The 24,803-nt window shown below is 65.0% G+C and carries 27 protein-coding genes and 1 tRNA gene; 19 read left to right on the top strand and 9 right to left on the bottom strand.

The window, feature by feature from the left end; all coding sequences use genetic code 11:
- Positions 1–162: 162 nt before the first annotated feature.
- Positions 163–585: a DoxX family protein gene (locus tag ACSC1P_RS01705; protein ID WP_435358397.1), complete on the top strand. Its 423-nt coding sequence runs from the start codon at positions 163–165 to the stop codon at positions 583–585.
- Position 586: 1 nt separating this feature from the next.
- A complete protein-coding gene (locus ACSC1P_RS01710; protein ID WP_435358398.1) occupies positions 587–1,174 on the top strand; it encodes a flavin reductase family protein in 588 nt (195 codons plus the stop codon).
- 10 nt (positions 1,175–1,184) lie between these two features.
- Here the strand turns inward: ACSC1P_RS01710 and ACSC1P_RS01715 are convergent, their stop codons facing one another.
- A complete protein-coding gene (locus tag ACSC1P_RS01715; RefSeq protein WP_435358399.1) occupies positions 1,185–1,643 on the bottom strand; it encodes an SRPBCC family protein in 459 nt (152 codons plus the stop codon).
- Positions 1,644–1,732: 89 nt separating this feature from the next.
- Here ACSC1P_RS01715 and ACSC1P_RS01720 point away from each other — a divergent pair, with 89 nt between their 5' ends.
- The 3 genes from ACSC1P_RS01720 (at position 1,733) to ACSC1P_RS01730 (ending at position 5,626) form a co-directional block, all read left to right on the top strand.
- A complete protein-coding gene (locus tag ACSC1P_RS01720; RefSeq protein ID WP_435358400.1) occupies positions 1,733–2,656 on the top strand; it encodes an ABC transporter ATP-binding protein in 924 nt (307 codons plus the stop codon).
- A complete protein-coding gene (locus ACSC1P_RS01725) occupies positions 2,653–4,488 on the top strand; it encodes an ABC transporter permease subunit (protein WP_435358401.1) in 1,836 nt (611 codons plus the stop codon). The genes ACSC1P_RS01720 and ACSC1P_RS01725 overlap by 4 nt, the downstream gene beginning before the upstream one ends.
- Before the next feature lie 94 nt (positions 4,489–4,582).
- A complete protein-coding gene (locus ACSC1P_RS01730) occupies positions 4,583–5,626 on the top strand; it encodes an ABC transporter permease (protein ID WP_435360251.1) in 1,044 nt (347 codons plus the stop codon).
- Positions 5,627–6,006: 380 nt separating this feature from the next.
- Here the strand turns inward: ACSC1P_RS01730 and ACSC1P_RS01735 are convergent, their stop codons facing one another.
- On the bottom strand, positions 6,007–6,579 hold the full coding sequence (locus tag ACSC1P_RS01735; RefSeq protein ID WP_435358402.1) for a PKD domain-containing protein: 573 nt from the start codon (positions 6,577–6,579) through the stop codon (positions 6,007–6,009).
- A gap of 75 nt (positions 6,580–6,654) precedes the next feature.
- Between ACSC1P_RS01735 and ACSC1P_RS01740 the strand changes: the two genes are divergently transcribed.
- Positions 6,655–7,629 carry an aldo/keto reductase gene (locus tag ACSC1P_RS01740; RefSeq protein WP_435358403.1) on the top strand — a complete coding sequence of 325 codons (975 nt, stop codon included), beginning with the start codon at positions 6,655–6,657 and terminating at the stop codon, positions 7,627–7,629.
- A gap of 72 nt (positions 7,630–7,701) precedes the next feature.
- Positions 7,702–7,872, top strand: a complete 171-nt coding sequence (locus ACSC1P_RS01745) for a hypothetical protein (protein ID WP_435358404.1) — start codon at positions 7,702–7,704, stop codon at positions 7,870–7,872.
- Between the two features lie 45 nt (positions 7,873–7,917).
- Here ACSC1P_RS01745 and dpsA read toward each other — a convergent pair whose 3' ends face one another.
- The gene (gene dpsA, locus ACSC1P_RS01750; RefSeq protein WP_435358405.1) at positions 7,918–8,448 is read right to left on the bottom strand and encodes a DNA starvation/stationary phase protection protein DpsA; all 531 of its coding nucleotides are present in this window, start codon (positions 8,446–8,448) and stop codon (positions 7,918–7,920) included.
- A gap of 189 nt (positions 8,449–8,637) precedes the next feature.
- Between dpsA and ACSC1P_RS01755 the strand changes: the two genes are divergently transcribed.
- Positions 8,638–10,065 carry an aldehyde dehydrogenase family protein gene (locus ACSC1P_RS01755; protein WP_435358406.1) on the top strand — a complete coding sequence of 476 codons (1,428 nt, stop codon included), beginning with the start codon at positions 8,638–8,640 and terminating at the stop codon, positions 10,063–10,065.
- 81 nt (positions 10,066–10,146) lie between these two features.
- Here ACSC1P_RS01755 and ACSC1P_RS01760 read toward each other — a convergent pair whose 3' ends face one another.
- On the bottom strand, positions 10,147–11,442 hold the full coding sequence (locus tag ACSC1P_RS01760) for a hypothetical protein (RefSeq protein ID WP_435358407.1): 1,296 nt from the start codon (positions 11,440–11,442) through the stop codon (positions 10,147–10,149).
- A 232-nt stretch (positions 11,443–11,674) separates the two neighbouring features.
- On the opposite strand from ACSC1P_RS01760, the gene ACSC1P_RS01765 reads away from it, so the two are divergent.
- From ACSC1P_RS01765 to ACSC1P_RS01800, 8 genes are all read left to right on the top strand, one after another.
- On the top strand, positions 11,675–12,103 hold the full coding sequence (locus ACSC1P_RS01765) for a DUF7988 family protein (protein ID WP_435358408.1): 429 nt from the start codon (positions 11,675–11,677) through the stop codon (positions 12,101–12,103).
- Positions 12,104–12,166: 63 nt separating this feature from the next.
- Complete coding sequence (locus tag ACSC1P_RS01770) at positions 12,167–12,637, top strand: YbaK/EbsC family protein (protein WP_435358409.1); 471 nt, start codon at positions 12,167–12,169, stop codon at positions 12,635–12,637.
- 188 nt (positions 12,638–12,825) lie between these two features.
- Positions 12,826–14,922, top strand: a complete 2,097-nt coding sequence (gene acs, locus ACSC1P_RS01775) for an acetate--CoA ligase alpha subunit (protein ID WP_435358410.1) — start codon at positions 12,826–12,828, stop codon at positions 14,920–14,922.
- On the top strand, positions 14,919–15,971 hold the full coding sequence (locus ACSC1P_RS01780) for a phosphotransacetylase family protein (RefSeq protein WP_435358411.1): 1,053 nt from the start codon (positions 14,919–14,921) through the stop codon (positions 15,969–15,971). The genes acs and ACSC1P_RS01780 overlap by 4 nt, the downstream gene beginning before the upstream one ends.
- Before the next feature lie 109 nt (positions 15,972–16,080).
- The gene (locus ACSC1P_RS01785; RefSeq protein ID WP_435358412.1) at positions 16,081–16,209 is read left to right on the top strand and encodes a transporter; all 129 of its coding nucleotides are present in this window, start codon (positions 16,081–16,083) and stop codon (positions 16,207–16,209) included.
- Between the two features lie 140 nt (positions 16,210–16,349).
- Positions 16,350–16,673, top strand: coding sequence for a hypothetical protein (locus ACSC1P_RS01790; RefSeq protein ID WP_435358413.1), 324 nt, complete (start codon positions 16,350–16,352; stop codon positions 16,671–16,673).
- Entirely contained in the window at positions 16,674–17,084 is a 411-nt protein-coding gene (locus tag ACSC1P_RS01795) for a hypothetical protein (RefSeq protein WP_435358414.1), read from the top strand.
- Positions 17,068–17,613 (top strand): DUF7504 family protein, encoded by a 546-nt coding sequence (locus ACSC1P_RS01800; RefSeq protein ID WP_435358415.1) that lies wholly within the window; start codon positions 17,068–17,070, stop codon positions 17,611–17,613. Before ACSC1P_RS01795 ends, ACSC1P_RS01800 begins: the two co-directional genes overlap by 17 nt.
- Before the next feature lie 34 nt (positions 17,614–17,647).
- Here the strand turns inward: ACSC1P_RS01800 and ACSC1P_RS01805 are convergent, their stop codons facing one another.
- Both ACSC1P_RS01805 and ACSC1P_RS01810 read right to left on the bottom strand, forming a co-directional pair.
- The gene (locus ACSC1P_RS01805; protein ID WP_435358416.1) at positions 17,648–18,748 is read right to left on the bottom strand and encodes a CNNM domain-containing protein; all 1,101 of its coding nucleotides are present in this window, start codon (positions 18,746–18,748) and stop codon (positions 17,648–17,650) included.
- A gap of 74 nt (positions 18,749–18,822) precedes the next feature.
- Positions 18,823–20,136: an MFS transporter gene (locus ACSC1P_RS01810; protein ID WP_435358417.1), complete on the bottom strand. Its 1,314-nt coding sequence runs from the start codon at positions 20,134–20,136 to the stop codon at positions 18,823–18,825.
- A gap of 381 nt (positions 20,137–20,517) precedes the next feature.
- On the opposite strand from ACSC1P_RS01810, the gene ACSC1P_RS01815 reads away from it, so the two are divergent.
- Together ACSC1P_RS01815 and ACSC1P_RS01820 are read left to right on the top strand one after the other, a co-directional pair.
- Positions 20,518–21,636 carry a pyridoxal phosphate-dependent aminotransferase gene (locus ACSC1P_RS01815; protein ID WP_435358418.1) on the top strand — a complete coding sequence of 373 codons (1,119 nt, stop codon included), beginning with the start codon at positions 20,518–20,520 and terminating at the stop codon, positions 21,634–21,636.
- Between the two features lie 44 nt (positions 21,637–21,680).
- On the top strand, positions 21,681–21,971 hold the full coding sequence (locus ACSC1P_RS01820; RefSeq protein WP_435358419.1) for a PRC-barrel domain-containing protein: 291 nt from the start codon (positions 21,681–21,683) through the stop codon (positions 21,969–21,971).
- An 18-nt stretch (positions 21,972–21,989) separates the two neighbouring features.
- Here the strand turns inward: ACSC1P_RS01820 and ACSC1P_RS01825 are convergent, their stop codons facing one another.
- Both ACSC1P_RS01825 and ACSC1P_RS01830 read right to left on the bottom strand, forming a co-directional pair.
- Positions 21,990–23,441 (bottom strand): DHH family phosphoesterase, encoded by a 1,452-nt coding sequence (locus tag ACSC1P_RS01825; RefSeq protein WP_435358420.1) that lies wholly within the window; start codon positions 23,439–23,441, stop codon positions 21,990–21,992.
- A gap of 52 nt (positions 23,442–23,493) precedes the next feature.
- Complete coding sequence (locus tag ACSC1P_RS01830; protein ID WP_435358421.1) at positions 23,494–23,811, bottom strand: DMT family transporter; 318 nt, start codon at positions 23,809–23,811, stop codon at positions 23,494–23,496.
- Between the two features lie 111 nt (positions 23,812–23,922).
- On the opposite strand from ACSC1P_RS01830, the gene ACSC1P_RS01835 reads away from it, so the two are divergent.
- A tRNA-Lys gene (locus ACSC1P_RS01835) sits at positions 23,923–23,996 on the top strand.
- Between the two features lie 12 nt (positions 23,997–24,008).
- On the opposite strand, the gene ACSC1P_RS01840 is transcribed toward ACSC1P_RS01835, so the two are convergent.
- A complete protein-coding gene (locus ACSC1P_RS01840) occupies positions 24,009–24,587 on the bottom strand; it encodes a hypothetical protein (RefSeq protein ID WP_435358422.1) in 579 nt (192 codons plus the stop codon).
- Positions 24,588–24,803: the final 216 nt, after the last annotated feature.

The raw sequence follows: 24,803 nt of genomic DNA on the forward strand, positions 1-24,803 counted from the left end.
TTGTGAGTGACGCCCCCTCGTGACACCGATGTCATCTGGTTGCCCTTATGTCGCCTGAATTATAAGTTGGTTCCAGAACGTACTGGGTTACGTGATGATACTCCGAACTGACGCCAAAGCCCGAATCGTCGACCACCACACGAACGCCACCGAGGAGGCCCGATGACGCTCGAACTCACCGGCACGGCGGGCGCAGTGTTGCTCGTCGCGCGAGTGCTCATCGGTGGCGTTTTCGCCTTCACCGGCCTGAACCACTTCATGAACACAGAGGACATGGCTGGCTACGCCGACATGAAGGGCGTGCCGATGGCGAGTCTGGCCGTCCCGTTCACCGGCGGCTTGCTCCTGTTCGGCGGCCTGAGTCTGGTGCTCGGCGTGTATCCTGCCATCGGTGCGGGCGCACTCGTCGTCTTCCTGCTCGTGTCGACGCCGATGATGCACGACTTCTGGGCGGTCGACGACCCGCAGCAACAGCAGACCGAGATGACCCAGTTCCTGAAGAACGTCGCCCTGCTCGCGACTGCACTCGCCTTCATCGTCCTCGCCGGGACCGACTGGCCGTACGCGCTCGGGGTGGGCCTGTAAGATGGAACTCGACCCGCAGGCGATAGATGGGACGCTCTACCGAACCCTCTCGGGGGCGGTCGTCCCGCGACCCATCGCGTGGGTCAGCACGACGAGCGACGCGGGAGTCGACAACCTCGCCCCGTACTCGTTCTTCACGGTGGCGGCCATCGACCCGCCGCTGCTCGTCTTCGCGCCCGTCGACGGCCCGGATGGGCTGAAGGACACGGCCCAGAACGTCGCGGATACCGAGGAACTCGTCGTGAACATCGTGACCGAGGCGACCGTAGAAGCGATGAACGAGACGAGCGCGAGTCTCGCTCGCGAAGAGAGCGAGTTCGACCACGCGGGCGTGACGCGTGAGGGTTCGACACAGGTCAGCCCGCCGCGGGTCGCCGAGTCGCCCGTCGCCTTCGAGTGCGAACTGTACGACCTGCAGGACGTCGGCTCGTCGAGTCTGATTCTGGCCGAGGTCGTCCACGTCCACATCGACGACGACGTGACGACCGAGGGGAAGCTCGACGTGAAAAAACTGGATGCCGTGGGTCGCCTCTCGGGGTCGCTGTACACGCACACCACCGACCGGTTTGGGCTGGAACGGCCGCCCTGACCGGCGCGTTTTAGTGTTCCTGTACCAGCAACCGCTCGATGGCACGTAGCGCGTGTTGACAGACGGGGACGTACGGTGCAGCCACCAGTGGCACCTCGAAGACCACACGACAGCGGTCCTCGCCGAGGTACTCCGCCCGGTGGCCGGTCGCGGGGAGTCCGGCGACGTCCCACGTCCAGCGTTCGCCGTCCGAGAACGTGATTTCGAACGGGACCCACGGCCCGTGGAACAACTGTACCTTTCCGGTGTCACCGGCAGCGATGAACCGGTCGTCGGCGTCGACGTCAGTCACGGTCGGTCCCCACTCCGGCCACCGCCACGTGTCGGTGAGTAGCTCCCACGCGAGCATTCGAGAGACGGGGAGGTCACGGGTGACCTCGATGCGCCGCCCGTCGGGTGTGGCCGCCACGCGCACCTGTGAGTGTTGGGACATGTTCGACGTACGAAAGAGTGCGTGGTGCAGTCGCATCAAGCTACCGTCGCCACCAGTCGTGTAGAAGCGTTGAACAGTGTGGCCGGTATCTTCAACAGGCCCCCGTCCAACCCTCTCGATATCGAATGATAACCGTCGAAGACCTGCGAAAGGAGTACGACGGATTCGTCGCCGTCGACGGCAGCACGTTCTCCATCGAACGCGGCGAGGTCTTCGGCGTCGTCGGGCCGAACGGGGCGGGGAAGACGACGACGTTGAAGATGCTCGCGGGACTCATCGAACCGACTGCCGGCCGGATTTCGGTCGCCGACCACTCGGCCGGTGACCCGGAAATGCGACGAAATCTCGGCTTCCTCCCGGAGGAGTCACCGCTGTACGAGGAGATGACCGCGCACTCGTATCTGGAGTTCTTCGCAGACCTGTACGACGTGCCCGGCGACGTGGCGACGGAACGCATTTCGGACGCGCTCGACCGCCTCGATCTCGAACACCGCGAGCGACGCATCGGCGACATGTCCAAAGGAATGAAGCGGAAGGTCGCCATCGCCCGGTCGCTCGTCAACGACCCCGACGTGCTCATCTACGACGAACCCGCGTCTGGGCTGGACCCGCTCACGACCAACTACATCATCGAGTTCACGGAGCAGTTGGCGAACCAGGGAAAGACCATCGTCTTCTCGGCGCACAACCTCTACCACGTCGAGAGCATCTGCGACCGGGTCATCATCATGAACCACGGCGAAATCATCGCCCGTGGCTCCATCGACGAGATTCGGCGTGAACACGGCCAGACTGAGTATCACGTCGTCACGGACAAGCGCGTCACCGGCAGCGAGGAGGTCGGTGACGCTCGGTTCGAGACCGTCGTCAGCGACATGGACGACGTAGAAGAACTCCGGACGCAGGCGACGCGCCGCGGCGGGAGTGTCCTCGACATCCAGACCCGAAATCCGAGCCTCGAAGACATCTTCCTCGACGTGGCCGGCGAGACCCCCGAGGAGGCACGCGAAGCCGAGCGCGACCGCACCGTCTCGGAGGCCGAGACGTGACGCGAGGGTCGGACGAGTCCGACAGCCGACTGCGGTCGTTCATCTCGCCACGCAAGACCCTCCGCATCGCGCGCTGGGAAGTGACCAAGAGCGCGGGGACGCTCGACCGCCGAACCCTCGCGCTCGGCCTGATTCTCCTCGCGGTCGGCGCAGTCGTCGGGCCGATGGTCATCGCAGACGGTCCAGGCCTCTCCGACGGCATCTACCGCGTCGGCGTCACCGAGGATTCGCAGTACTACGCTGTCGTCGAAGCGAGCGACGAGTTCGTCGCCCGACCCGACGACGCGAGTGCGGCAGCGCTCAAACAGGGCGACATCGAACTCCTGATACCCCAGCAAGGGCCGCCAATCGCCAGCGAGACCCGCAAGGGACAGGCCGCCTACGCGGAGTTTCGAAGCGCCATCGAGTCGTACAACGACCGGCTGATGGCCAGTGAGGGGAACCAGAGCGCAGCCTTCCCGGTCCTCGTCGAACTCACGTACGAGAGCCGGGTTGCCGCGGCCGGCGCGAACGGAACCGGCGGTGGGGCCGGCGCAGGCGGTACTGGCGGTGGTTCGGGCGGGAGTGGTAGCGGTGGCAGCGGAACTGGCGGCGGTGTCGGAGCTGGCAGTGGCGGAACTGGGGACGACGGGCAGGTCAGTGCGCCGAACCTCGGCGGGTCGTCGCTCGCTCAAGGGTCGACCACGGGCGCGCCTGGAGCCATCCAGCCGCCGTTCCCCTTCGCCTCCCTCGTGCTCGCGTTCCTGTTCATCGTCCCGATGAACTTCGTCATCCAGGCGTACGGGTCGAGTATCATCAACGAACGCATCAACCGCCGTGGTGAGTTGCTGCTGGTTGCGCCGGTCTCCCGACGCGACATCATTGCCGGGAAGACGCTGCCCTATCTCACCGCACTGGTCGTCGTCACGGCGGCCATCGCGGCACTCATCGGCGGGAGCATCGTCTCGGTGGGGGCCGTCATGCCCGTCGCGCTGTTGTTCCTCTCGTCGACGTTCGTCGGCGGGATGTTCGCGCGCTCGTTCAAGGAACTCACCTTCGTCACCATCGCTGTCTCCGTCTTCCTGACCTCCTACGTGTTCGTCCCAGCCATCTTCACCGACGTGACGCCAATCGCGCTCATCTCGCCACTGACGGTGGTCGTGATGGACTTACAGGGTGAAGCCGTCACGGCGGGCCAGTTCACGTTCGCGACGCTGCCGTTCACCCTCACGTCGCTCGTCCTGTTCACGCTCGGGGCGGGCACCTACCGTGAAGAGGACATGTTCAGCCAGCGGCCGGTCCACTACAAGGCGCTCGATGCCATCGCCACGCGTGTCCGCAGCGCCAAAAGCGTCACGCTGGTCACGATGCTCTTGCTCCCGTTCGTCTTCCTCGCCGAACTGCTCGCCATCGCGTTGCTGTTCATCGTCCCGGAAGCGCTCTCGGTACCGGTGCTGTTCGGGGTCATCGCCGTCATCGAAGAGACCGCAAAGAGCATCCACGTCTACGCCGGCTTCGAGTACGCCCGGTTCGAACGGTCGCCGAAGACGGCCCTCGTCCTCGGCATCGCCAGCGGGGTCGGGTTCTTCCTCGCCGAGAAGGTGACGCTGGTCGTCCAGTTGGTCCAGTTACAGACGCTCTCGCTCGGTGAGCAGGCCTATCCCGAGGCGGCCGCGGTCGACCCGCTCGTCGTCGTCGGCCTGCTATTCCTCCCATTGCTGTTGCACACCGTGACCGCCACCATCTCGGCGCTCGGGGCGCAGCACTCGAAACGGGCCTACGCCGCGGCGTTCGCCCTCGCCTCGGTCGTCCACGTGGCGTACAACATGGGGGTGACCCGCTTTGTCCCGTGACCCGCCGAACCCAGAACCGGGCAGCGAGGCAGCCTCGGCGGCAGACGAGGCGCGCAGCAGTAGTACCCGCGCCTCACTTCGGGCCAGACTCGCCATCGCTAAACGTGAGATCGCGTCGCTCCGCAGCGAGAAGACCATCGTCCTCGCGCTACTCATCCAGTTGTTCGTGGCGACGTTCTCGTCGTTCCTCGTCGTCGGGCTGGTGTCGCTGTACGACCCCGGTTCCGTCGAGGGCTACGAACTCGACATGGCCGTGACGGGCAACGCCTCCGACGAGGTGCTGGCGGCGGTCCGCGGGCAGGAGGGCATCGACCCGCGCCGGTACGACTCGGTCGCGTCGGCGCGTGCCGCGTTCACCGGCTCCGAGGGCGGGCCCAGAGTCGACGCGGTGATGGTCGCTACTCGTGGCCCGAACGGGACCGTCTCGGTACAGGCGACGGTGCCCGAGGAGAACATTCAGACGACCATCATCGTCGTCCAGCTACGCGACACGCTGAACGCGATGGAGGAGAACTTGCGTGCCGACTACCGGACGAGTCTGGAGCACGAGACGGTCGACGTGCCGCGAAAACGCGGCTCCAGTCCGTACTTCGGGTTCACGTACACCGTCCTCGTGCCCCTGCTGATGTTCCTGCCCGTGTTCATCAGTGGCTCTATCGCGGTCGACTCACTGACCGAGGAGATGCAGCGCGGGACACTCGAACTGCTCCGAGTCGCACCCGTCTCACTCGCGGACATCGTCGACGCGAAGCTGCTGGCGACGGCGACGCTCGCACCCGTGCAGGCCGCGATGTGGCTGTTGCTGTTGTGGGTCAACGGGACGAACGTCTCGAACTGGCCGATGTTAGTTGCCGTCGTCGCGGGACTCTCCGTGACCGTCGTCACGACGGGGCTGTGTCTCGCCCTGCTCTCGTCCGACCGACGGCAGGCACAGTTCCTCTACTCGACCGGTATCCTCGGTGCCATCACCGTCTCGGGGCTGCTCTACGAACACCCGGCGAACACTATCGCACGACTCGCTATCGGCAGTCCCGGTACGTACACGTGGGCCTTCGCCTTCGGCTACGTCGCGCTGGGCGTCCTCGCGTATCTGGCGATGCGCGTCGGCGTCGACTACGTGAACGCCGAATCGGTGTGAGTCGGTGTGCGGGTCGGTCGTCCCTGTTCTCCGTGTCGACGTGAGCCGTTACAGCCAGTCTGGCGCGCGCTTCCGAGCGTGCCGAGCGAGGCGGCAAAGCCGCCTCGAAGCGAACGGGGAACGGAGTGACCCGTGAGCCGCGCAGCGAGGGCCACGAGGTGTAGGCGCGCGAGGGATGAGCGTCGTGGAGGGAACGAAGTGACCGAAACGACGCGAATCGGATGGGGAGGGTGTGGCTGCGGTATGTACCGTCGTGATTCGTGGACTGGTCGTCGACGCCAGCAACCAGTGTGCTGGTCGCGTCGTGATTCGAGAACGATTCCGCGGTATCGGTTCTAGAGACGACGCCAAAACGCAGTCCCTGGAATCGATCGGGGCGACTATCCGCGCCAGAAGGTCTGCATGATGACCGGCACCCCGATGGTGTACATGAAGACGATGGCGAGCATGAACAGTGCAATGAAGAAGATGAGTGTGAGCCCCGGGACCGGGTTACGGTCGCCACGCTCGTAGCGGTACACGTCCCACGTCTTGCTCGCCTCCAGCGTCCGGCCGTCACTGGTCTCGACGACGACGCGAACCGTCTGGTTCCCTTTCTCCTGCCACGTGTAGGTCGTCGGGGTACCTGACGCGGTACTCCCGTCCGGCAGGTTCCACGTCACGGACTCGATTTCGGCCCCGGAGACGCCGACGGAGAGTTCAGAACTGGCGTTCCACACCGCGGTCTCTGGTCCGTAGATGGTGACCGAATCGCTCCCGGTGGCGTTCTCCGAGGTCGAACTCGTGTTCTCCTGTGCGAGTGCTGCTGGGGAATCGACAGCGACCGGTGCGTCGGTGAGCGACTGACTGGTCGCCGAGTGTGCATGGGGGCCCGCGTCGGCGGCCGCCGCTGGTGGAACGACCAGCGTCGACACGACGACTGCGAGCATGAGGAGGGCTGACAGGCGGCGCATATCCCATCGAAGATACCTCTGTCAGTTAACTATTCCGACCACGCGTTTTTCACGGGACCACGCGTCGGTCCGCATATGGAGTACACCACGCTGGGTGACACCGGACTGGAGGTTTCACGCATCTGCCTCGGCTGTATGAGCTTCGGCACGTCGGACTGGCGCGAGTGGGTCTTAGACGAGGAGGAGGGCATCGAACTCGTCGACCGGGCGCTCGACCTCGGAATCAACTTCTTCGATACGGCGAACATGTACTCGAACGGCGAGTCGGAGCGCGTCCTCGGGAAGGCGCTCGATGGCCAGCGCGACGAGGCCGTCGTCGCCACGAAGGGCTACTTCCAGATGAACGAGGACGACCCGAACTCTGGCGGCCTGTCGCGAAAGGCCATCGAGCAGGAACTGGAGAACTCGCTGGATCGACTGGGAATGGACACCATCGACCTCTACCAGATTCACCGCTGGGACGACGACACACCCATCGAGCAGACGCTGCGGGCGCTCGACGACGCAGTTCGCCGCGGCAAGGTTCGGTACCTCGGCGCGTCGTCGATGTGGGCACACCAACTCGCCGACGCCCTCCACACGAGCGACTCGCTCGGGCTGGACCGCTTCGCCACGATGCAGAACCACTACAACCTGCTCTACCGCGAGGAAGAACGCGAGATGCTCCCCTTCTGTGAGAAGGAAGGAATCGGGGTCATCCCGTGGTCGCCGCTGGCTCGCGGGTACCTGACCCGGCCGCACGAGGACTTCGACGCGACGACGCGCGGGAAGTCGGACGACTACGCGAAGGCACACCCGTACTTCGAGGGTGGCGGCCGTGAGGTGAACGAGCGCGTGCAGGAACTCGCTTCGCAGGAGGGCGTCTCGATGGCCCAGATTGGCCTCGCGTGGCTGTTCTCGAAGGACACCGTCGACGCGCCCATCGTCGGGACGTCGAGCGTCGAGCATCTGGAAGCGGCCGTCGAAGCCCTCGACATCGACCTCTCCGATTCCGACGTCGAGTGGCTCGAAGAGCCGTACGAGCCGGTCCGCGTGTCCGGCCACGACTGAGTCTGCTCGGAGAGTGCACAGTTTTAGGCGAACCAAAATCTATTTGGTGTCGTCTGCACGTACACTCATGCAATGAGTTACCCGGCACCTTCGGGCGACACCGACGTCGAAATCGACGCGGACCACGATCCGCTCCCACCGGTCCGCGCCAACGAGTCCGCACCAGGAACCGTCGTTTTCTCAGAAGACCACAACACCGACGGCTGGATCGCGACGGACCTCACGGTCTCGGTCGAGCGATAACCGAACGACCCACGACGAAAAAACCGACCGACCCGACGCCTCGTCTTACTGGACCAGCGTGTCGTCTTCGAGGTAGTGTTCGACGTGGTGGACGTACTCTTCCAGTTCGAGGAGCTGTTCGCGGAGCATGTGCGCCGTCGCGTGGTCACCGAGGTTCGTCGTCAGTTCGATGTGCTCGCGCATGGTCTCGATGATGTCGCCGCCCATCTCGATGTCGTTCTCCAGTGAGGCACGAATCGTGTAGACGTCTTCGTCCTCTGGGGTGACGGGCGATTTCTCGGCGAGCGCCCTCATGCCACTGACGGGGACGCCACCGAGTGCCTGGAGGCGTTCGGCCTGCTCGTCGGCAGCCTCTTCGAGTTCGTGCGCGAAGTCGCCGAAGAAGATGTGCAGGTCGTGGAACTCCGCACCTTCGACGTTCCAGTGATGCTTCTTGACCTGGTGGTACAGTGTGTACGTCGCGGCGAGGTCCGTGTTGAGCGCGTCGATGATCTGCTCTGCCTTCTTCTCCTCGATGCGAAGTGCGTTGTGTTCGACGGTGTCGGCCTGCTGGCGGACGGATTTCTGGGTGCTCATACGACCCAATATACTCGTGCTGACAGCTTAAGTATGCGCGTCGACTACGCTCTCGCATAGCACAGACGACTATTTGTACTTGTTTCGTGATATTCGTGTTAGCCGTCAGACTGTTACTCCACCGAGCCGGTAGCGTGTTTAATTCTACACCGAGTAAATTTTTTAGTGCTGGAGGACACACCTACGAGTATGGCTACCACGACCGCACAACGGAGAGAGCGGCTCCTCATCGACGGCGAGTGGCAGGGCGCCGACGAGACGCTCCCCGTAACCGACTTGGCAGACGGGGGCACCTTCGCAGAGGTGGCGGCTGCGACGCCGGAACAGGCACGTGACGCACTCGCAGCGGCGCACGCGATGAAAGAACCGCTGCGCGAGACGACCATCGTCGAGCGCGCCGAGTGGTGCGAAGAAATCGCCGAGAAGCTCGAAGCCCGCGAAGAGGAACTCGCGGAGGTCATCGTCCGTGAGGCGGGCAAGCCGATTTCGAGCGCCCGCGGTGAAGTCGGGAGCGCGGCCGAGCGATTCCGCCGCGCCGCCGAAGAGATTCGCCACATCAAAGGACAGTACCGTGAGGGTACCACGTCCGGCCACGAGGGCTGGGAAGCTATCGTCAAGCACGAGCCCGTCGGCACGGTGCTCTGCATCACGCCGTACAACTACCCTCTCGCGACGACCGCGCTGCAAGTCGCACCGGCACTCGCCGCCGGGAACAGCGTCGTGCTCAAGCCGGCGTCGAAGACGCCCATCTCCGGGGCCATCCTCGCCGAGGTCGTGAACGAGGTCGTCCCCGACGGGGCCATCAACTTCGTCACCGGGAAGGGCTCGGTCATCGGTGACGTGCTCTCCGGCGACGAGCGCGTGAACGCCATCGCGATGACCGGATCCTCCGGTGCTGGCGAACACGTCGCGAAGGAGTCCGGCATGGTCGAACTCCACATGGAACTCGGTGGGAACGCGCCGGAAGTCGTCTTCCCCGACGCCGACCTCGACGAGGCCGCCGCGGCCGCCGCGAAGGGCTCGCTCAAGTACGCCGGCCAGCGCTGTTCCGCAGTCAGTCGCGTTCTCGCACACGAGGACGTGCACGACGACCTCGTGGAGCAAATCGACGACGCGATGGACGACTGGATTAAGGGCGACCTGTTCGACGAGGACACCGACCTCGGGCCGCTCATCTCCGAAGAGCAGGCCGAGTGGGTCGAAGAACTCGTCGACGACGCACTCGACAAGGGCGCGACGCTCGTCCGCGGTGGCGAGCGCGACGGCCGTGACTTCGAGCAGACGCTGCTCGCCGACGTGCCCCACGACGCCCGCATCGTCCACGAAGAGCAGTTCGGGCCGGTCTGTGCCGTGACGAAGATTTCGGACGAGGACGAGGCTATCGAACTCGCCAACCACGGCGACCTCGCACTCGACGCCTGTGTGTTCACGGGCGACTACGACCGCGCGATGCGCCTCGCCGACAAACTCGACGCCGGTGCAGTCCGCATCAACGGCGCGCCGAGCCACGGTCTCGGTGACATCCCGTTCGGCGGGAACAAGAAGTCCGGTATCGGCCGTGAAGGCATCGACGCCTCCATCCACGCCTTCCTCCGCCAGAAGAGCATCGTGCTGTAGACGGCCGCACCGTCTCGTCTGCTGCGCTTTCGTCTGTCGCACTTTCGTCTGCTGCCGTTCTCGCCGCGTTTCGGTCGCTGGCTACTCGACTCTGTACAGTGCGATGATCGCCGAGTTGTTCTCGCCGAGCCACTCGACTTTCAGTTCGTCTCCGCTTTCTGCCCCGGCGACGGAGACGGTGAGTGAGTCACCCGCCTGTACCTCGGTGAATTCGTCGGCCCACTGCGTGTCGGTCGGTTCGCCCGCCACCGAGACGTTCAGTTCGCTCGCGGTCAGCGTGTCGCCGCCGTGGTGTTGAATCGTGACCGTCTCGGCACGCTGGTCCTGCTCGAAGCCGAAATTCACCTGCGGGGGCACCTCGTAACTCGTCGGATGGTTGCCGGGGTCGCCGTTCGTGAGCAGGTCGAAGTTCTCCGTCTCGATACTGCCAGTCGAGACGACGACGCGACCGGTCGCCGACGCCTCGAATCCGTCGTAGTCGGCGAAGCCCGCCCGCCCGCTGATGAAGTCGGTGAGTTCTGTCGGGGCGGGTGCGTCGCCCTCGGGATAGGCGATACCGACGTGCAGGTCGGTTCGTGACTCGCCGAACGACCAGGCGTAGCCGATGCCCCTACTGCCGCCAATCGGCGTCGGACCGTCGTCCTGGTCGTCCGAGGAGAGGAACCCGAACTGGCCGTCCGGGAGCGCCTCGTCCAGTGCGACGATGTCCTCGTCGGTCGTGAGGTACGAGTCACCGTCGCCTGCGCGAGCGTCGAGGACTGCCTGTACGTACGCCAGTTTCGAGGACACGTCACCGAGGACGACGAGTGCGTCGCCGACCACGGCGGCCGTCACGTCTTGTCCCTCGACGGTGCCGTCGTACACCGGCACGTCCGCCAGCACGTCGGTATCGGAGAGGCCCGCGTCGGTGAGCGTCGTGGCGAGTTCGTCCGGCCCGAGTCGTGTTCGGGCGAGTGTAACCGTGTCACTCCCGCCGAAGGTGACGCTCTGTCGGATGCTCCCGTCGAGTGGGAGGGCGGCCGCAGGGCCGAGTGTCGAGTTTCGAAGTGCGCCGTACCCGTCTTCCCAGAACGAGTCTTCGAGTCGACGGAGACTGTCGAGGTCTGCGAACATCACCGTGAACGACGACCGGGTGGTCGGGGTGGCGCCCGGCATCGGGACCCACGCACGGATATCGGTCGACGCCGACGCCGTCTTCGTCGACTGTTCGGTCTCGGTAGAATCCGTCTGCGAAGCCGAGGCAGTGATTTCGTCAGTCGTCGGTTCTTCGGGGGTTCCGCTTCCAGAGCTATCAGAGAGGCAGCCAGCCGTTCCGACGGTTGCGAGCGTCGTTCCGACGCCGAGTCGCAACAGCCGACGACGTGTCACGTTCTTCATGAAAGCAGGTCTTTCACCCTGTTTGATAACTGTACTGGCCGCCTCGGCACTCGTTTCTGTCGCCGGTTTCTGCGTGTGTGTTAGTGGACAACTCACCTCACAGGTAGTGACAGTGTACGACTACTAGTGGGGTCGATGCGTGTCGTGCCACCTCTGTTCACGGGTTCCGTCTCTGCGCAATCTTCTGGCTGCCTTCCCGACGCTTTTGCCGAGTGGGGCCGAAGCACTCGTCGTGACGGGACCCACGGCCGCCGCCCGCGAAACGATATGCACGGACCACGCCGAACTCGTCGACGACATCGCAGCGAGTGCCGACGCACTCGCGGCGACGTGGACCGACCCACCCACCGACCGTGCAGCGGTCGTCCCACCGTTCGAAGCGCTACTCGACCAGCGTGGTGTGTTGTCGGCGCTGCCGGCAGTGCTCACCGACGCAGTGGCCGCCGCAGGCTACGAGCTGCGGGCGACACCGGTCGCCGGGCCACCCTACGTCGTCGTGACGAGCACAGGCGTCGTCTGCCGAGCGACCGTCGCTGACGGGCGACTCGTCGTCCGGTTCCGCTGTTTTGCCGTCGACCGAGACGGTGACGGCCCGGCCCGGTACGTCCGCCGTGACGGCGGCCCAGCGCAACTGGTAGACGTCTCGTTCCGCGACGCGTAGGGTGGAACGGGAGCGACGACGCAAGCCTAATACTTATGGGTGCCGAGCCGTGAGCACATCATCATGCACCCGAGCGCAGCGGATTTCGTCGCCGACGCACGCGAGCGATACAGCGTGGACCTCGACGTGAAGGAGTTCCCGGAGGGGACCAAGACGGCGCACGACGCCGCCACGGCCATCGGTTGCGACGTCGCGCAGATCGCCAGCAGCATCGTGCTCGTCGCCGACGGCGACGTCGTCGTGTCGGTCACGTCAGGGTCGAACCGGGTGGACACCGACAGGCTGGCCGCACTCTGCAACGCAGACGAAGCGCGACTGGCGACCGCGGACGAGGTGAAGGAGGCGACGGGCTGGACCATCGGTGGGGTCCCGCCGTTCTGTCACGACCACGACCTGCCGGTGTACATCGACGACAGGCTCACCGACTTCGAGACGGTGTGGGCCGCCGCGGGGACGCCCATGGCCGTGTTCCCGGTCGAACCGGCACAGATAATCGCCTTCGCCGGTGCTGAAATCGCCGACGTCGCGGAGTGAGGACGGCGGGACGGTCGCTCTCCAGACTACTGGTGTGATACGTCAGGCGTGGAGGACTGGCGCGTGCATCATCGTTGCGACCGAACCCACCACCGCTGCAAGTGAAGCGGTACCACGCCCGCTCGCGAAACTCGGGGTTGTGAGACCCGGACACAGTTTTATCCTACGACCGCTCGTCGGTTCGAACGATGGGAACGTTGACAGGCCTGTTCGCCCCGAACCGAGTCGCCGTGGTCGGCGCGACCGACCGCGAGGGTTCGGTCGGGCGAGCGATATTCGAGAATCTCGACGCGTTCGACGGCGACGTGGTCGCCGTGAACCCGAGTCGTGACGAGGTGCTCGGCCAGCCCTGCTATCCCGACCTCGCGAGCGTCCCCGAGCCGGTCGACCTCGCCGTCGTCGTGGTGCCAGTCCAGTACGCGGTGGACGTGGTCCGCGACGCGGGCGAGGCCGGCGTCGACAACGTCGTCGTCATCACCGCCGGTTTCGGCGAGACGGGCGGCGACGGCGCGACACGCGAGCGGGAACTGGCCACAGTCGCCGAGGAGTACGACATCAACCTCGTCGGGCCGAACTGCCTCGGCGTGATGAACAGTCAGGTGAACATGAACGCGACGTTCGGACCGGACCGAGCCTTACCGGGCAGCATCTCCTTCATGAGTCAGTCCGGCGCGTTCATCACGGCGGTACTGGACTGGGCGAACGACCAGGGAATCGGCTTCAAAGACGTCGTCTCGCTCGGCAACAAGGCTGTCTTGGACGAGACGGACTTCGTCCGGGCGTGGGGTGACGACCCAGACACCGACGTGGTGCTTGGCTACCTCGAATCCATCGAGGACGGTCGTGAGTTCGTCGACGCTGCGCGCGAGACGACCGACGACACGCCCGTCGTCGTCGTCAAGTCCGGACGAACCGACGCCGGGGCGAAGGCTGCGTCGAGTCATACCGGCGCGATTGCGGGCAGTGAGGCCGCCTACGAAGCCGGCCTCGACCAGGCGGGCGTCATCCGCGCCGAATCGGTGCAAGAACTGTTCGACTCGGCGCAGGCACTCGCCGGGCAACCATTGCCCGACTCCGACGACGTGGCAGTCATCACGAACGCGGGCGGGCCCGGCGTGATGGCGACCGACGCCATCGGCGACTCGTCGCTCTCGCTCGCGTCGTTCACCGAGGACACCCTCGACCGACTGAAGGAGACGATGCCCGCGGAGGCGAACGTGTACAACCCGGTCGACGCCATCGGCGACGCCGACATCGACCGGTTCGAGACGGCCATCGACATCGTCCTCGCCGACGACAACGTCTCCGCAGCCGTCGTCGTCAGCGCCCCGACCGCCGTGCTCGACTACGCGGACCTCGCCGAGGTCGTGGTCGACCGCCAGCGTGAGTACGAGAAACCGGTCGTCACCTGTCTGATGGGCGGCGACCGCGCCACTGGTGCGAACGAGGTACTCCGCGAGGCGGGCGTCCCGAACTACTTCGACCCCGCCCGGGCCGTCGACAGCATCGACGCGCTGGCGCGCTATCGCCGAATTCGAGACACGACCTACGAGCCAGCGACCGAGTTCGACGTGGACCGCGAGGCCGCTCGTGAGATACTCATGGGCGCGAAACGCCGCGACGACAACCGCCTCGGTGTGGAGGCGATGGGGCTGCTCGACGCCTACGGCATCCCGACGCCAGAGGGCGAAATCGTCGACTCCCCGACCGACGCGGTGCAGGTCGCCGCTGGCATCGAGGGTCCGGTCGTGATGAAGATAGTCAGCCCGGACATCCTGCACAAGTCCGACATCGGCGGTGTGAAAGTCGGCGTCGAAACGGACGACGTGGCCGACGCGTTCGAGGACCTCGTGACCCGCGCTCGGAACTACCAGCCGGACGCGGACATCCTCGGCGTCCAGGTACAGGAGATGGTCGACCTCGACGCGGGCACCGAGACCATCGTCGGGATGAACCGGGACCCGCAGTTCGGCCCGCTCGTACTGTTCGGCCTCGGCGGCATCTTCGTCGAAGTGTTGGAGGATACGACCCTGCGAGTCGCGCCGGTCTCCGAGGCGGAGGCCCGCGACATGATAGACGACATTCAGGCGGCACCGCTGCTGCGTGGGGCACGCGGCCGGACACCGGCCGATATCGACAGCGTCGTCGAGACCATCCAGCGCCTCTCGCAACTGGTCACCGACTTCCCGCAGATACTGGAACTGGACATCAACCCGCTCGTCGCCGGCCCCGACGGTGTACAGGCCATCGACGTGCGACTCACCGTGGACACGGAGCAACTATGAACCCGATTCTCGTCACCGCGAACGCAGAGAGTACCGGCAAGACGGCGGTCACGCTGGCGCTGGCCAGCATCGCCAACGAACAGGACGGCTCGGTCGGCTACATGAAGCCGAAGGGCACGCGACTCCAGTCGAACGTCGGCAAGACGCTCGACGAGGACCCGCTGCTGGCGAAGGCGATTCTCGGCCTCGACGCCGAGATGCACGACCTCGAACCGGTCGTCTACTCGCCGACGTTCATCCAGGGGGCCATCCGCGGCCGCGAGGACGCGACCGAGGTGCGCGAACGCATCCGCGAGGCGTACGACGACCTCGCCGGGAAGTACGACCGCATGTTCCTCGAAGGCGGTGGTCTGAGCGCGGGCAACGTCCTCGACATCGCCGACGGCGACGTGGCCGAACTGCTGGACGCGTCGGTCGTCCTCGTCTGTCCGTACAAGAAGGTCAACGACGTGGACGACGTGCTCGCGGCGGTCGACGACGTGGGCAAAGACCGACTGCACGGCGTCGTCTTCAACGCAGTCCCCGACCAGGCCTACGACGAACTCACGACCGACGTGGTCCCCTTCCTCGAAGGCGAAGGCATCGACGTGTTCGGCATCGTCCCCCGCGAGCAACACCTCGCGGGCGTGACCGTGCAAGAACTCGCCGACGAACTCGGTGCGGAGGTGCTGACCGACGTGTCGACCGATGGGCTCGTCGAACGCTTCAGCGTCGGGGCGATGGGTGCAGACGCCGCGTTGCGCGGATTCCGTCGCGCGAAGAACGCGGCCGTCATCACTGGCGGCGACCGGGCGGACATCCACGCCGCAGCGCTCGAAGCACCCGGCGTAAAGTGCCTCGTCCTGACCGGCGGGCACCGGCCGTCCGGCGCGGTGCTGGGCAAAGCCGCGGACAAAGGCGTGCCCATCGTGGTCGTGCAGGCGAACACCCTGACGACTATCGAGCGCGCCGAGGACGTGATTCGCGTCGGTCGTACCCGCGACGAGGAGACGGTCGAGCGGATGGCCACCCTATTGCGCCAACACGTCGACCTCGACGCACTGCTGTAGCTGTTCCATCGCTGTCCCGGCATCGCTCCGTCTTTGTCGCTAGCCACTCGTGACACCCCCTGAACAGCTAGGCCCGCTCACTTTCTGGCGTCGGCACCTGCGGTCACATATGCAGACCTCAAGTTACGTGGTCCTCGCCGGTGCGCTCATGTTCGTCGTCCCCGAACCGATCACCTCGTTCCTCGGTGCGGCGGTCATCCTGGCAGGCCTCGTGCTCCGGTACGCCTTCGGCGTCTGAGCGCGAATCGACGACGGTCGAAGCCAGACGCCGACAACGCGCTGGCGACGACGTACCGTTCCAATACGCTTTTTTAGGAGACTCACCCACTGATTGGGAGTGACAGACACAGGTGGGTGCGGTCCGGGTGGTGACGGGCCATGGTGAACATCAGCGAGGAGATCTACTGGCTTCTCGTCCAGTCGGTGACGCTCGCCAACATCGTCGTGCTGACCGCGGGGTTCGTCCTCTCGCTGGTCGCCGTCCGCGGGTATCGTGGCGCGCCGATCAATCGCATGCTGAAACCGATGCCGGCGGTGTTCCTCGGCTTCTTGCTCGTGAACGCGCCAGTCGTGGCGTTCTACCTCTACGACCTGCCACACTTCCTCGTCTGGTTCAACCTCGTGTTCACCGTCGGCGTCGTCGGTGCGGTCCTCGCCGCGATACAGGCGGTGTGTCTCCTGACCGAACGGAGGAACCTCTGAATGACAACGGTCGCACTGGCGAGTCTCGTCGACGTGTTCCTCGCCAATCCGGAGCAGGGTCTCGTCGCCGTTCAAATCGCGCTGTTGCTGTCGGCGTCGCTCCTCTTGCTCTACCCGGTCGTCGCCTACGCACAGAACGTCGCCTACACCGAGGGCATCGTCGGCCTCTCTGTGGGCCTGTTCCTGTTGACGGTGTCGAACGTGCTGGGCATCCTCATCGACGCCGACGTGATTTTCCCCGACATCTACAGTTCGCTCCTCGTCACGAGCGTGCTGAACCTCGGCGCGTCGGTCTGTGCCACCATCGGCATCTACTACTTCGCCAGGCAGTTCATCGACACCGAACCGGAACCGTTCGAGACGCAAACCACGACGACAGAAGGAGGGTTCGAAGATGCGGACGACGACTAAGGCACCGCTCCAGATGGAGTCGGGCACACAGGCGCTCGTCCTCATGCCCTCGCTTCACTCGCCGCTCGAAGTCGTTCCCGACGTCGCGTTCGAGAACCTGCTGGTGCTCTCGACGACCCGACCGCCGAGCAAGGTCGAACGGCTCGTCCGCGACCGCGGTGGTGACCCGAACAAGGTCGGCGTCGTCCCCGTCTCCGGCTCACCGGTCGAGTACGACGGCCCGATGTGGACTGCGGACGTTGTCCACCCGAACGACCTGAGCGGTATTCACGCGCAGTTCACGCGCGGGATGGACTACGTGAAACCGGGGCAGGGCTGGGTCGTCTTCGACAACGTGAACGTGCTGTTGATGTATGCGGAGAGTTCCGGTGTGTTCCGGTTCGTCGAATCGGTGGCGACGGCGACCCGAGACCGACGCGCACACGGCGCGTTCGCACTCGTCCGGGACGCCGTCGCGGATTCGACGTACGAGCGATTCGAGCGGACGTTCGATACCAAGCTGGACCTACGCGCCTCCGGCGAGAAGTGACGAATGAGACACGGTCGGCCCCGTGTCGCAGGAATCAGGCCGGGTTCGCGTCCAGCGGGTCCGTCTGCTCGCCCGTGATGGTCTCCCAGGCGTCCGTCGGCGTCACGAGTCCCACGACGTCACCGTCTTCTGTGACGAGCGCGAGTTCTTCACCGGCTTCCTGGAAGCGGTCGATGGCGTCCGAGACTGCCGTATCGGACGGAAGCGTCATCGGCGAGTCCGCGAGGTCGTCGAGCGTCGTCTCCGCCGCGCGGAGTTCGTCGATGTGCTGGAGGACCCGCGGGACGTACACCGGGCCGCGGTAGTCCTCGTACCCGCCGCCGGCGACGAGGGGGAACCGCATGTGCGGGTTCTCTTGCATCTTGGCGAGGCTGGTTTCGAAGTCGTCTCCGGTTCGGAGCGCGACCACGTCATCGACCGGGACCATGATGTCTTCGACCGGCGTCGACCCGATTTCGAGTGCCGCGACGACTTCACGGCGACGTTCCTTCGAGAGGCCGCTCTGGCTCAGGGCACTGCCCATCTTGGTCCGGAGTTCGGCACGCGAGGCGAGGTTGGTGTCGTCGTCGAGGTCCTCTTCCAGTTCCTCTTCGGCCCACGAACGGGTCATCTCGACGCCGAACAGCGAGAGGATGGCTTTGGCCGTCTTGTCGGAGAAGCGGATGAACGGCGACATCAGCTTCGTCCAGAGGTAGAGCAAGCGAGAGCCACGCTTTGCCGCGGTTTTGGTGCGTTCGACACCGAAGTAGGTCGGTGCCTGCTCGCCGATGACTACGTGAAGGAAGTTCATCAGCGCGAAGCCAGTCCCGGCGGCGAGTGCGGTATGCGACCCCGGCTCGGCGAGGCCGAGTGCGACGTAAATCGGGTTGAACACGGCCGCGAGTGCCGGTTCGGCGACGACGCCGAGGCCGATAGAACAGACGGTAATACCCACCTGACAGCCGGATAGATATATCTCCAACTCTTCGGTCATCTCCCACGCCCGTTCGAGGCCGGGGTGGCCCGTGAACTCCGACTCGTCGAACTGGCGAACCCGGGTCATGGCGAATTCGATCATCACGAAGAAGCCGTTCCCGAGCAGGAGGGCGAATCCCGCAAGCAGCCGCGACCCTGTCAGCAACGCGCTCTCACTCATCGTAGTGGGACTACCAGCCGACGGGACTTAAGTCACCAGTCGAAGGGATTGGGGAAACGGCGAGTATCGCCGATTCAGGCGCTCACTGGCGCGGCCTCCGTCGCCGTCACTCGCGCGAGCGTCACCGCGACCGGGACGAACAGAAACCCGGCGACGACGAACGGAACCCACGGGGCGACGGCGGTGTAGAGGAGGCCAGCCAGTCCGGGGCCGAACGTTCGGGCTAGACTGCCCGCGGACTGTGTCAACCCGAACGCGCCGCCCTGGTCGTCCGCGCTCGACGACTGTGAGACGAGTGTCGTGAGCGAGACGTTCGTGATGGCGTTGCCGAACGAAAGCGGTGTGGCTACGAGCCAGAGGGCGACGATTTCCGTCGTCAGCGGCCCCGGAGCGGCTACAGCCGGGAGCGTCGTCGCGAGAGTCGGGGTGAACGGGACCGCGACCAACGTGACCGCCTGAATCGCGGAGCCAGCGACCGCCAGCCGAATTTCGCCGAACCGTTCGGTGAGTGGGCCGACGAGACCGCCTTGCACGACGGCGATGACGACGCCGAAGTACGCGAGCAGGTAGCCGTTCATCGTGGTGTCGTAGCCGAACACGTCGTCGGTGAAGAAGACGAACTGGCTCTCCAGCGCGGAGAAGGCGAACGAGACGACGAAGAAGGAGACGACGAGCGTGCCAAGCAACGGGGTCGCGAGCGCCTCACGGATACGGTCGAGGCGACCCTGCTGGGGCTGCTTTCTGGTTTCAGGATTTTCGTCACCCGAGTCGGCTGGGCGCGTCTCTGGGAGGAAGACCAGCGCGAGCAGGAGGTTCACGCCGCAGATGGCCGCGGCGACGAAACTCGGAAGCGCGTACTGCCCGACCGCGTACTCGATACCTACAGTGGCCAATGTCGTGTTCACGGCGGAGACGGCCGCTGGCGTCGAAGAGAGTGCCCCGAGCGCGGGCCCGAAGACGAACCCGAGCCCGAACGCTGCGCCGATGAGTCCGAGTCCTTTCGCGCGCTCGTCCGGTGACGTCACGTCCGCGACGACCGCCTGTGCGGCCGCGATGTTCCCACCCATCGCCCCGGCGAGGAGGCGGGCCACGAACAGCACGACGATGGACTCCGCGAGGCCGAACATCGTCCACGCGAGAGTACTTCCGAACAACGACAACAGCAGGACGGGCCGACGACCCCTGGCATCGGAGAGTCGTCCGAGAACCGGGGCGGCGAGGAACTGCATCGCGGAGAACGCGGCGATGAGGAGACTCCCGACGAACGCACTGGCACCGAAACTCCGAGCGTACAGCGGGATGACCGGCAGGAGAATGCCGAAGCCGAGCAAGTCGACGAAGACGATACCGAACACGACCGCGAGCGTCCGGCGTGCGTCTCGGTCCATACCCACCCCTCTCGGAAGAGTGGCTTCAATGGTTCGTCACGGCGACGTTACTCGCGGTAGTAAAACAGGGGGGAAGACCCCCTTCATGATGACGGGTCGGGCAGCCCGTCAGTCGAGGGCCGGATTGTCAGAGGCACCCCGGCAAGTACGAGTTCGAACCTTACGGTGATACCCTCATGCATCAACAATCTCACCGGCAGCCGACTACTACTATTTAAAATTTTTGTGTATTCATATGCTCACGTCGGGTTTTCGACTGCGTTCCACCCACCGCGAAATCGGCGTTGACTGTCGCAGTAACGGCACCGAACGAACCAGTATCGTCACCCAAATTGTGCACGCACACTAACACTCAACTACCACGCGGTCGCACGACCCACTATGTTCCCCACCATCGATTACCTGCAGTGGATCGCTGGACGGCCGGAGGCTGCGACGCACGACCTCGGCTCCAGCGACCTCCGTGGGTCCTTCCAGCGCCAGGCCGGTGCGGTTCCGGGCCGACTGGCAGGACTCGAGGACCCACCTCCGGATCGCGAGTTACGGGCACAGGTCGCAGACCTGTACGACGTTCGCCCGGAGAACGTACTGGTGACGGCCGGGGCGACCTCGGCGAACCTGTTGACGGTGGCGACGGCACTCGACGAAGCCGAGACGAGCGCTGACGACGACGCCGGCGACGAGCCACAGGTCCTCGTCGAGAAACCCGGATACGAACCGCTGCTGGCGACGCCCGACGCACTCGGCGCGCGCGTCGACCGATACCTCCGGACACCTGAGACCGACTACCAGCTCGACCCGGGCCGTGTCGAGGGTGCGGTCCGGTCCCAGGCGGCGCTCGTCATCATGACGAACCGACACAACCCGACCGGGACACTCACACCGGTCGACACCATCGCGGCGGCGGCCGACGCTGCCGCCACCGAAGACGCACGCCTGCTAGTCGACGAGGTATACGCCCCCTACGTGACCGACTCGGCCGGTCCCGAAGGGTTCGGTGGACCGACTGCCGCTGGTGTCGAGAACGTCGTCATCACGAACTCACTCACCAAATTCATGGGTTTCGGTGGGCTCCGCATCGGCTGGCTCGTCGCCGACGCCGACTTCGTCGCCCACGCAGAACGCATCGCCGACCACTTCCCCGTACTCGCCCGGCCGAGCGTCGAACTCGGGAAGCGCGTCTTCGCCAATCAGGCCGAACTCGCTGCGGACCGGCGCGAACTCCTCACGGCGAACCACGAACTGCTCGCGTCGTTCGTCGCTGACCGCCCCGACTTAGACGGCACTATCCCGTCCGGGAGTTCGTTCGCGCTCCTCGAACACGAGCGGTACGACGGCGACGAACTCACCGCCGCCGCGTGGGAGCAGGCCGACCTGCTCGTCGTCCCCGGCCGGTTCTTCGACGTCCCCGAGGCCGTCCGCGTCAGTCTGGGCCGCGACCCCGAGGACACCGAGGCCGCACTGTCCGCGTTCGGCGACCTGCTCGATTCGCTCGCGTGAGAGTCTGACCAAGTATTAAGACCCGTCTCCCCCACTGGGTGGATATGAACGGGACACCCCAGGAGATCACCTCCATCGTCGGCCGCGAGGTCTACTCGAACAACGGCGTCTTCGTCGGTGAAATCGAGGACGTCCGACTCGACATCGAGAGTCAAGTCGTCACCGGACTCGCACTCACCGAACTCAACCCGGAACTGTTCGGTGGCCGTGTGAACGGTATGCGTGGCGTACTCATCCCCTACCGCTGGGTGCGCGCCGTGGGCGACGTGGTCCTCGTCAACGACGTCATCGAGCGCCTGAAGACGCCAGAAGAGGAAGAAGAGGTCGCGGCGTAACTGCACCGTACCTACGTTCTACGAGCCGTTTCCGGACTCTCCGCTCTCGACACCCATCGCGAGGAACAGTTTTCGCTTGACAGCTTCTTCGGTGAGTTGGAGGAGCGTATCGCGGTTCTCGTCGGTCGTCTCGATGCCCGTGAAGATGCCGAGCGAAATCTCCGCGCTGGCCTGCGTCGAGTGCCCGGCCGCCTCGCCGATTTCGCCGTAGGCGTCGGCGAGCACTTTCCCGATGTTCATCCGGATGTCCTTCGAGCGTGCGGCGAGGAAGATGGTGTCGTCGGCGATGCCGAACACGGCCGTCGTCGTGATACCCTCCAGATTCAGGAGGTGCTGTGCCGCCTGCGCCAGTGCCTCGCGGTCGCGGATGAAGCCCGCGTTCGAGACGAGGTGGCTGCCCTGTACTTCGCGGTTCTGGATGGCCTCGGCGAGCACGTCCAGCGTCTCGGGGCTCATCGACGGCGACTCGACCTGTTCGAGCAGGTCGTGGTTCGCGAACGGGTAGAGATAGGCCGCCGCGGTCAGGTCGGCCGGCGTCGTGTCGCGCTTGAAGTCGAGCGTCTCCTCGCGGATACCGTAGAGCAGCGCGGTCGCCACGGCCTCGTCGACCTTCATGTCGAATTCTTGAATGTACTTCGTCATGATGGTCGACGTGGAGGACATGTTCGTCCGCACGTCGACGAAGTCCGCGTCGAGGCCTTCACTCGGCTCGTAGTGGTCGATAACCACGTCGACGGCCACCTCGACCTCCTCGCCGCTTTTGGCGTGGTCGACGAGGGCAATCGTGTCGTAGGCGTCCTTCTCCTCGACGTCGGCCCAGTTCAGGAGTTCGATACCAAGTAAGTTCACGAAGGCGCGATTCTCCTGATGGCCGATGTCGCCGAGATAGCAGATGTCGGCTTCGACGCCGAGGTGTTCGGCGATGGCCTGTAGCGCGGCCGCGCTGGCGATAGAGTCCGGGTCGGGGCTATCGTGGGTCAAGATGGCGACGCGCTCTTTCGTGTCGCTCAAGACCTCTGCGAGCTGGTTCGCCTTGTACTCCAGTTCGCCGGATTCGAGCGAGCGCATCGCCGCGTCGGCGATGACCGACGACGGGTTGATGACCACGTCCGCACCCAACTCGGTCAACTCGTCGCCGGAGACGGGGTCCGAGGCGCGGACGACGATGAACTGGTCGCCGTCGCGCTCTCTGATGTTCTGGACTGCGACTTTGTTCGACTCCACGTCCGAAGCCATGATGAGGACAACGTCACAGCCGGCGATCTCCTCGGCGACAGACTCGTCACGGATGTCGGCGGCCTGCGCGTTGAGGTCCTGGTCTCGCAGGGCTTCGACGCGCCCTTCGTCTCGGTCGACGATGAGCACGTTCTTGCCCTGTTCGACGAGTTCCTCAGCGACCGCGTGGCCGACGCTCCCACAGCCGAGGATGGCGTACTTCGACATCGAGGAGATACTGACCCCGGTCGTCATGTATCGAACACCTTTCGCCCGGGGCACTTAACGCTCCCGAACCCGTCGGCTCTCATCCGCCAGTCGCGTGCAGTCCGGCGATTCCGGCCACGACGAGAGCCACGAACCCCGCCCGTGTGAGCGTCGCTGGCTCGTCGAACAACACCACACCGAGCGTCGCCGTCCCAACCGCGCCGATGCCCGTCCACACCGCGTAGGCGGTTCCGACCGGCAGTGTTTCGAGCGAGCGAGCCAGCAACACCATGCTGATGGCGAGTGCGCCGAGCGTGAACGCACTCGGCAGCGGCTTCGAGAACCCATCTGAGTACTCTAAGCCGATGGCCCACGCGATTTCGAACAGTCCCGCGACGACGAGTGTGCCCCACGACATTGGTGGGAATCCGGTCGGCGCAGGGGTACCGTTTGCGATTGGAAGCCAGTGGCGAAGGCGACTCGAATGATAACCCTTTTTAATACCCACCAGCAACGATGAAACGCAGTTGGGCCGGTAGCTCAGTTAGGCAGAGCGTCTGACTCTTAATCAGACGGTCGCGTGTTCAAATCGCGCCCGGCCCGCTTCTTCGATACTCACCGAGACAGAGCGACTTCTCTCCCTCTCCTCTCTGCGTAGTCCGCAGCCACCTCTCGCGTTCGCGCCACCACGACCGGATGCGTTCCCGAATATTCTCTCCCCGCGAACGAGACGGTCGTCGTGACTGCACGGGGCGTCTGGGCGACCACCCGGTCGAACGCGGCCCGGTCGTCGCCGTGATAGCCGACGACGAGTCGCTTGCGACGCTCGACTGTCGAGACGCCGGTACTCAGGCCGGGCGTCTCGGCCGAAAGTCGCTCGGAGACCGCACTCGCACCGACGTGCGCAGTCTCGATATCGCCCCACTGGTCGAAGGGGAGTGACTCGTACACCGGTTCGCCGCCGCGTCGTCTGGCCACGTATCGGATTTCGTCCGTGTCGTCGAGATAGTCGAGCGAGTCTCGGTCGACGGTCGCCGTCGTCGAAATCGGTTCGGCCGCACCCGCGACTGGTTTCCCCGGGTTTGCGTCGGCCTCGTCGGTGTTCGCCGGGTCGTCGCTTCGGTCGACGGCGGTACAGCCAGCGAGCAGGGTGAGGCTGCTGGTGAGGAGGGAAAGGGCGGTCCGCCTGTTCATGCGAGAGAGCCACCCCGCCGACTGATAGCGTCTTCCCCTGAAAATCGCGGGAACGAGCGAGGGTGAGACAGCGTCGTCACTGACTCTCGTTCGAAAGACATCGGGAAAGAGAGAGGGAGAGAGCGGATAGCGACGGGGTCACGCTGGGCAGGCGTGACCGCGTCGGGCCGGCGGTAGCCAGCGGGTCGTGGGCAACGACTCGGGAGGGCCACCGTC

The sequence above is a fragment of the Haloarchaeobius caseinilyticus genome, assembly GCF_051207395.1.
GTDB lineage: Archaea > Halobacteriota > Halobacteria > Halobacteriales > Natrialbaceae > Haloarchaeobius.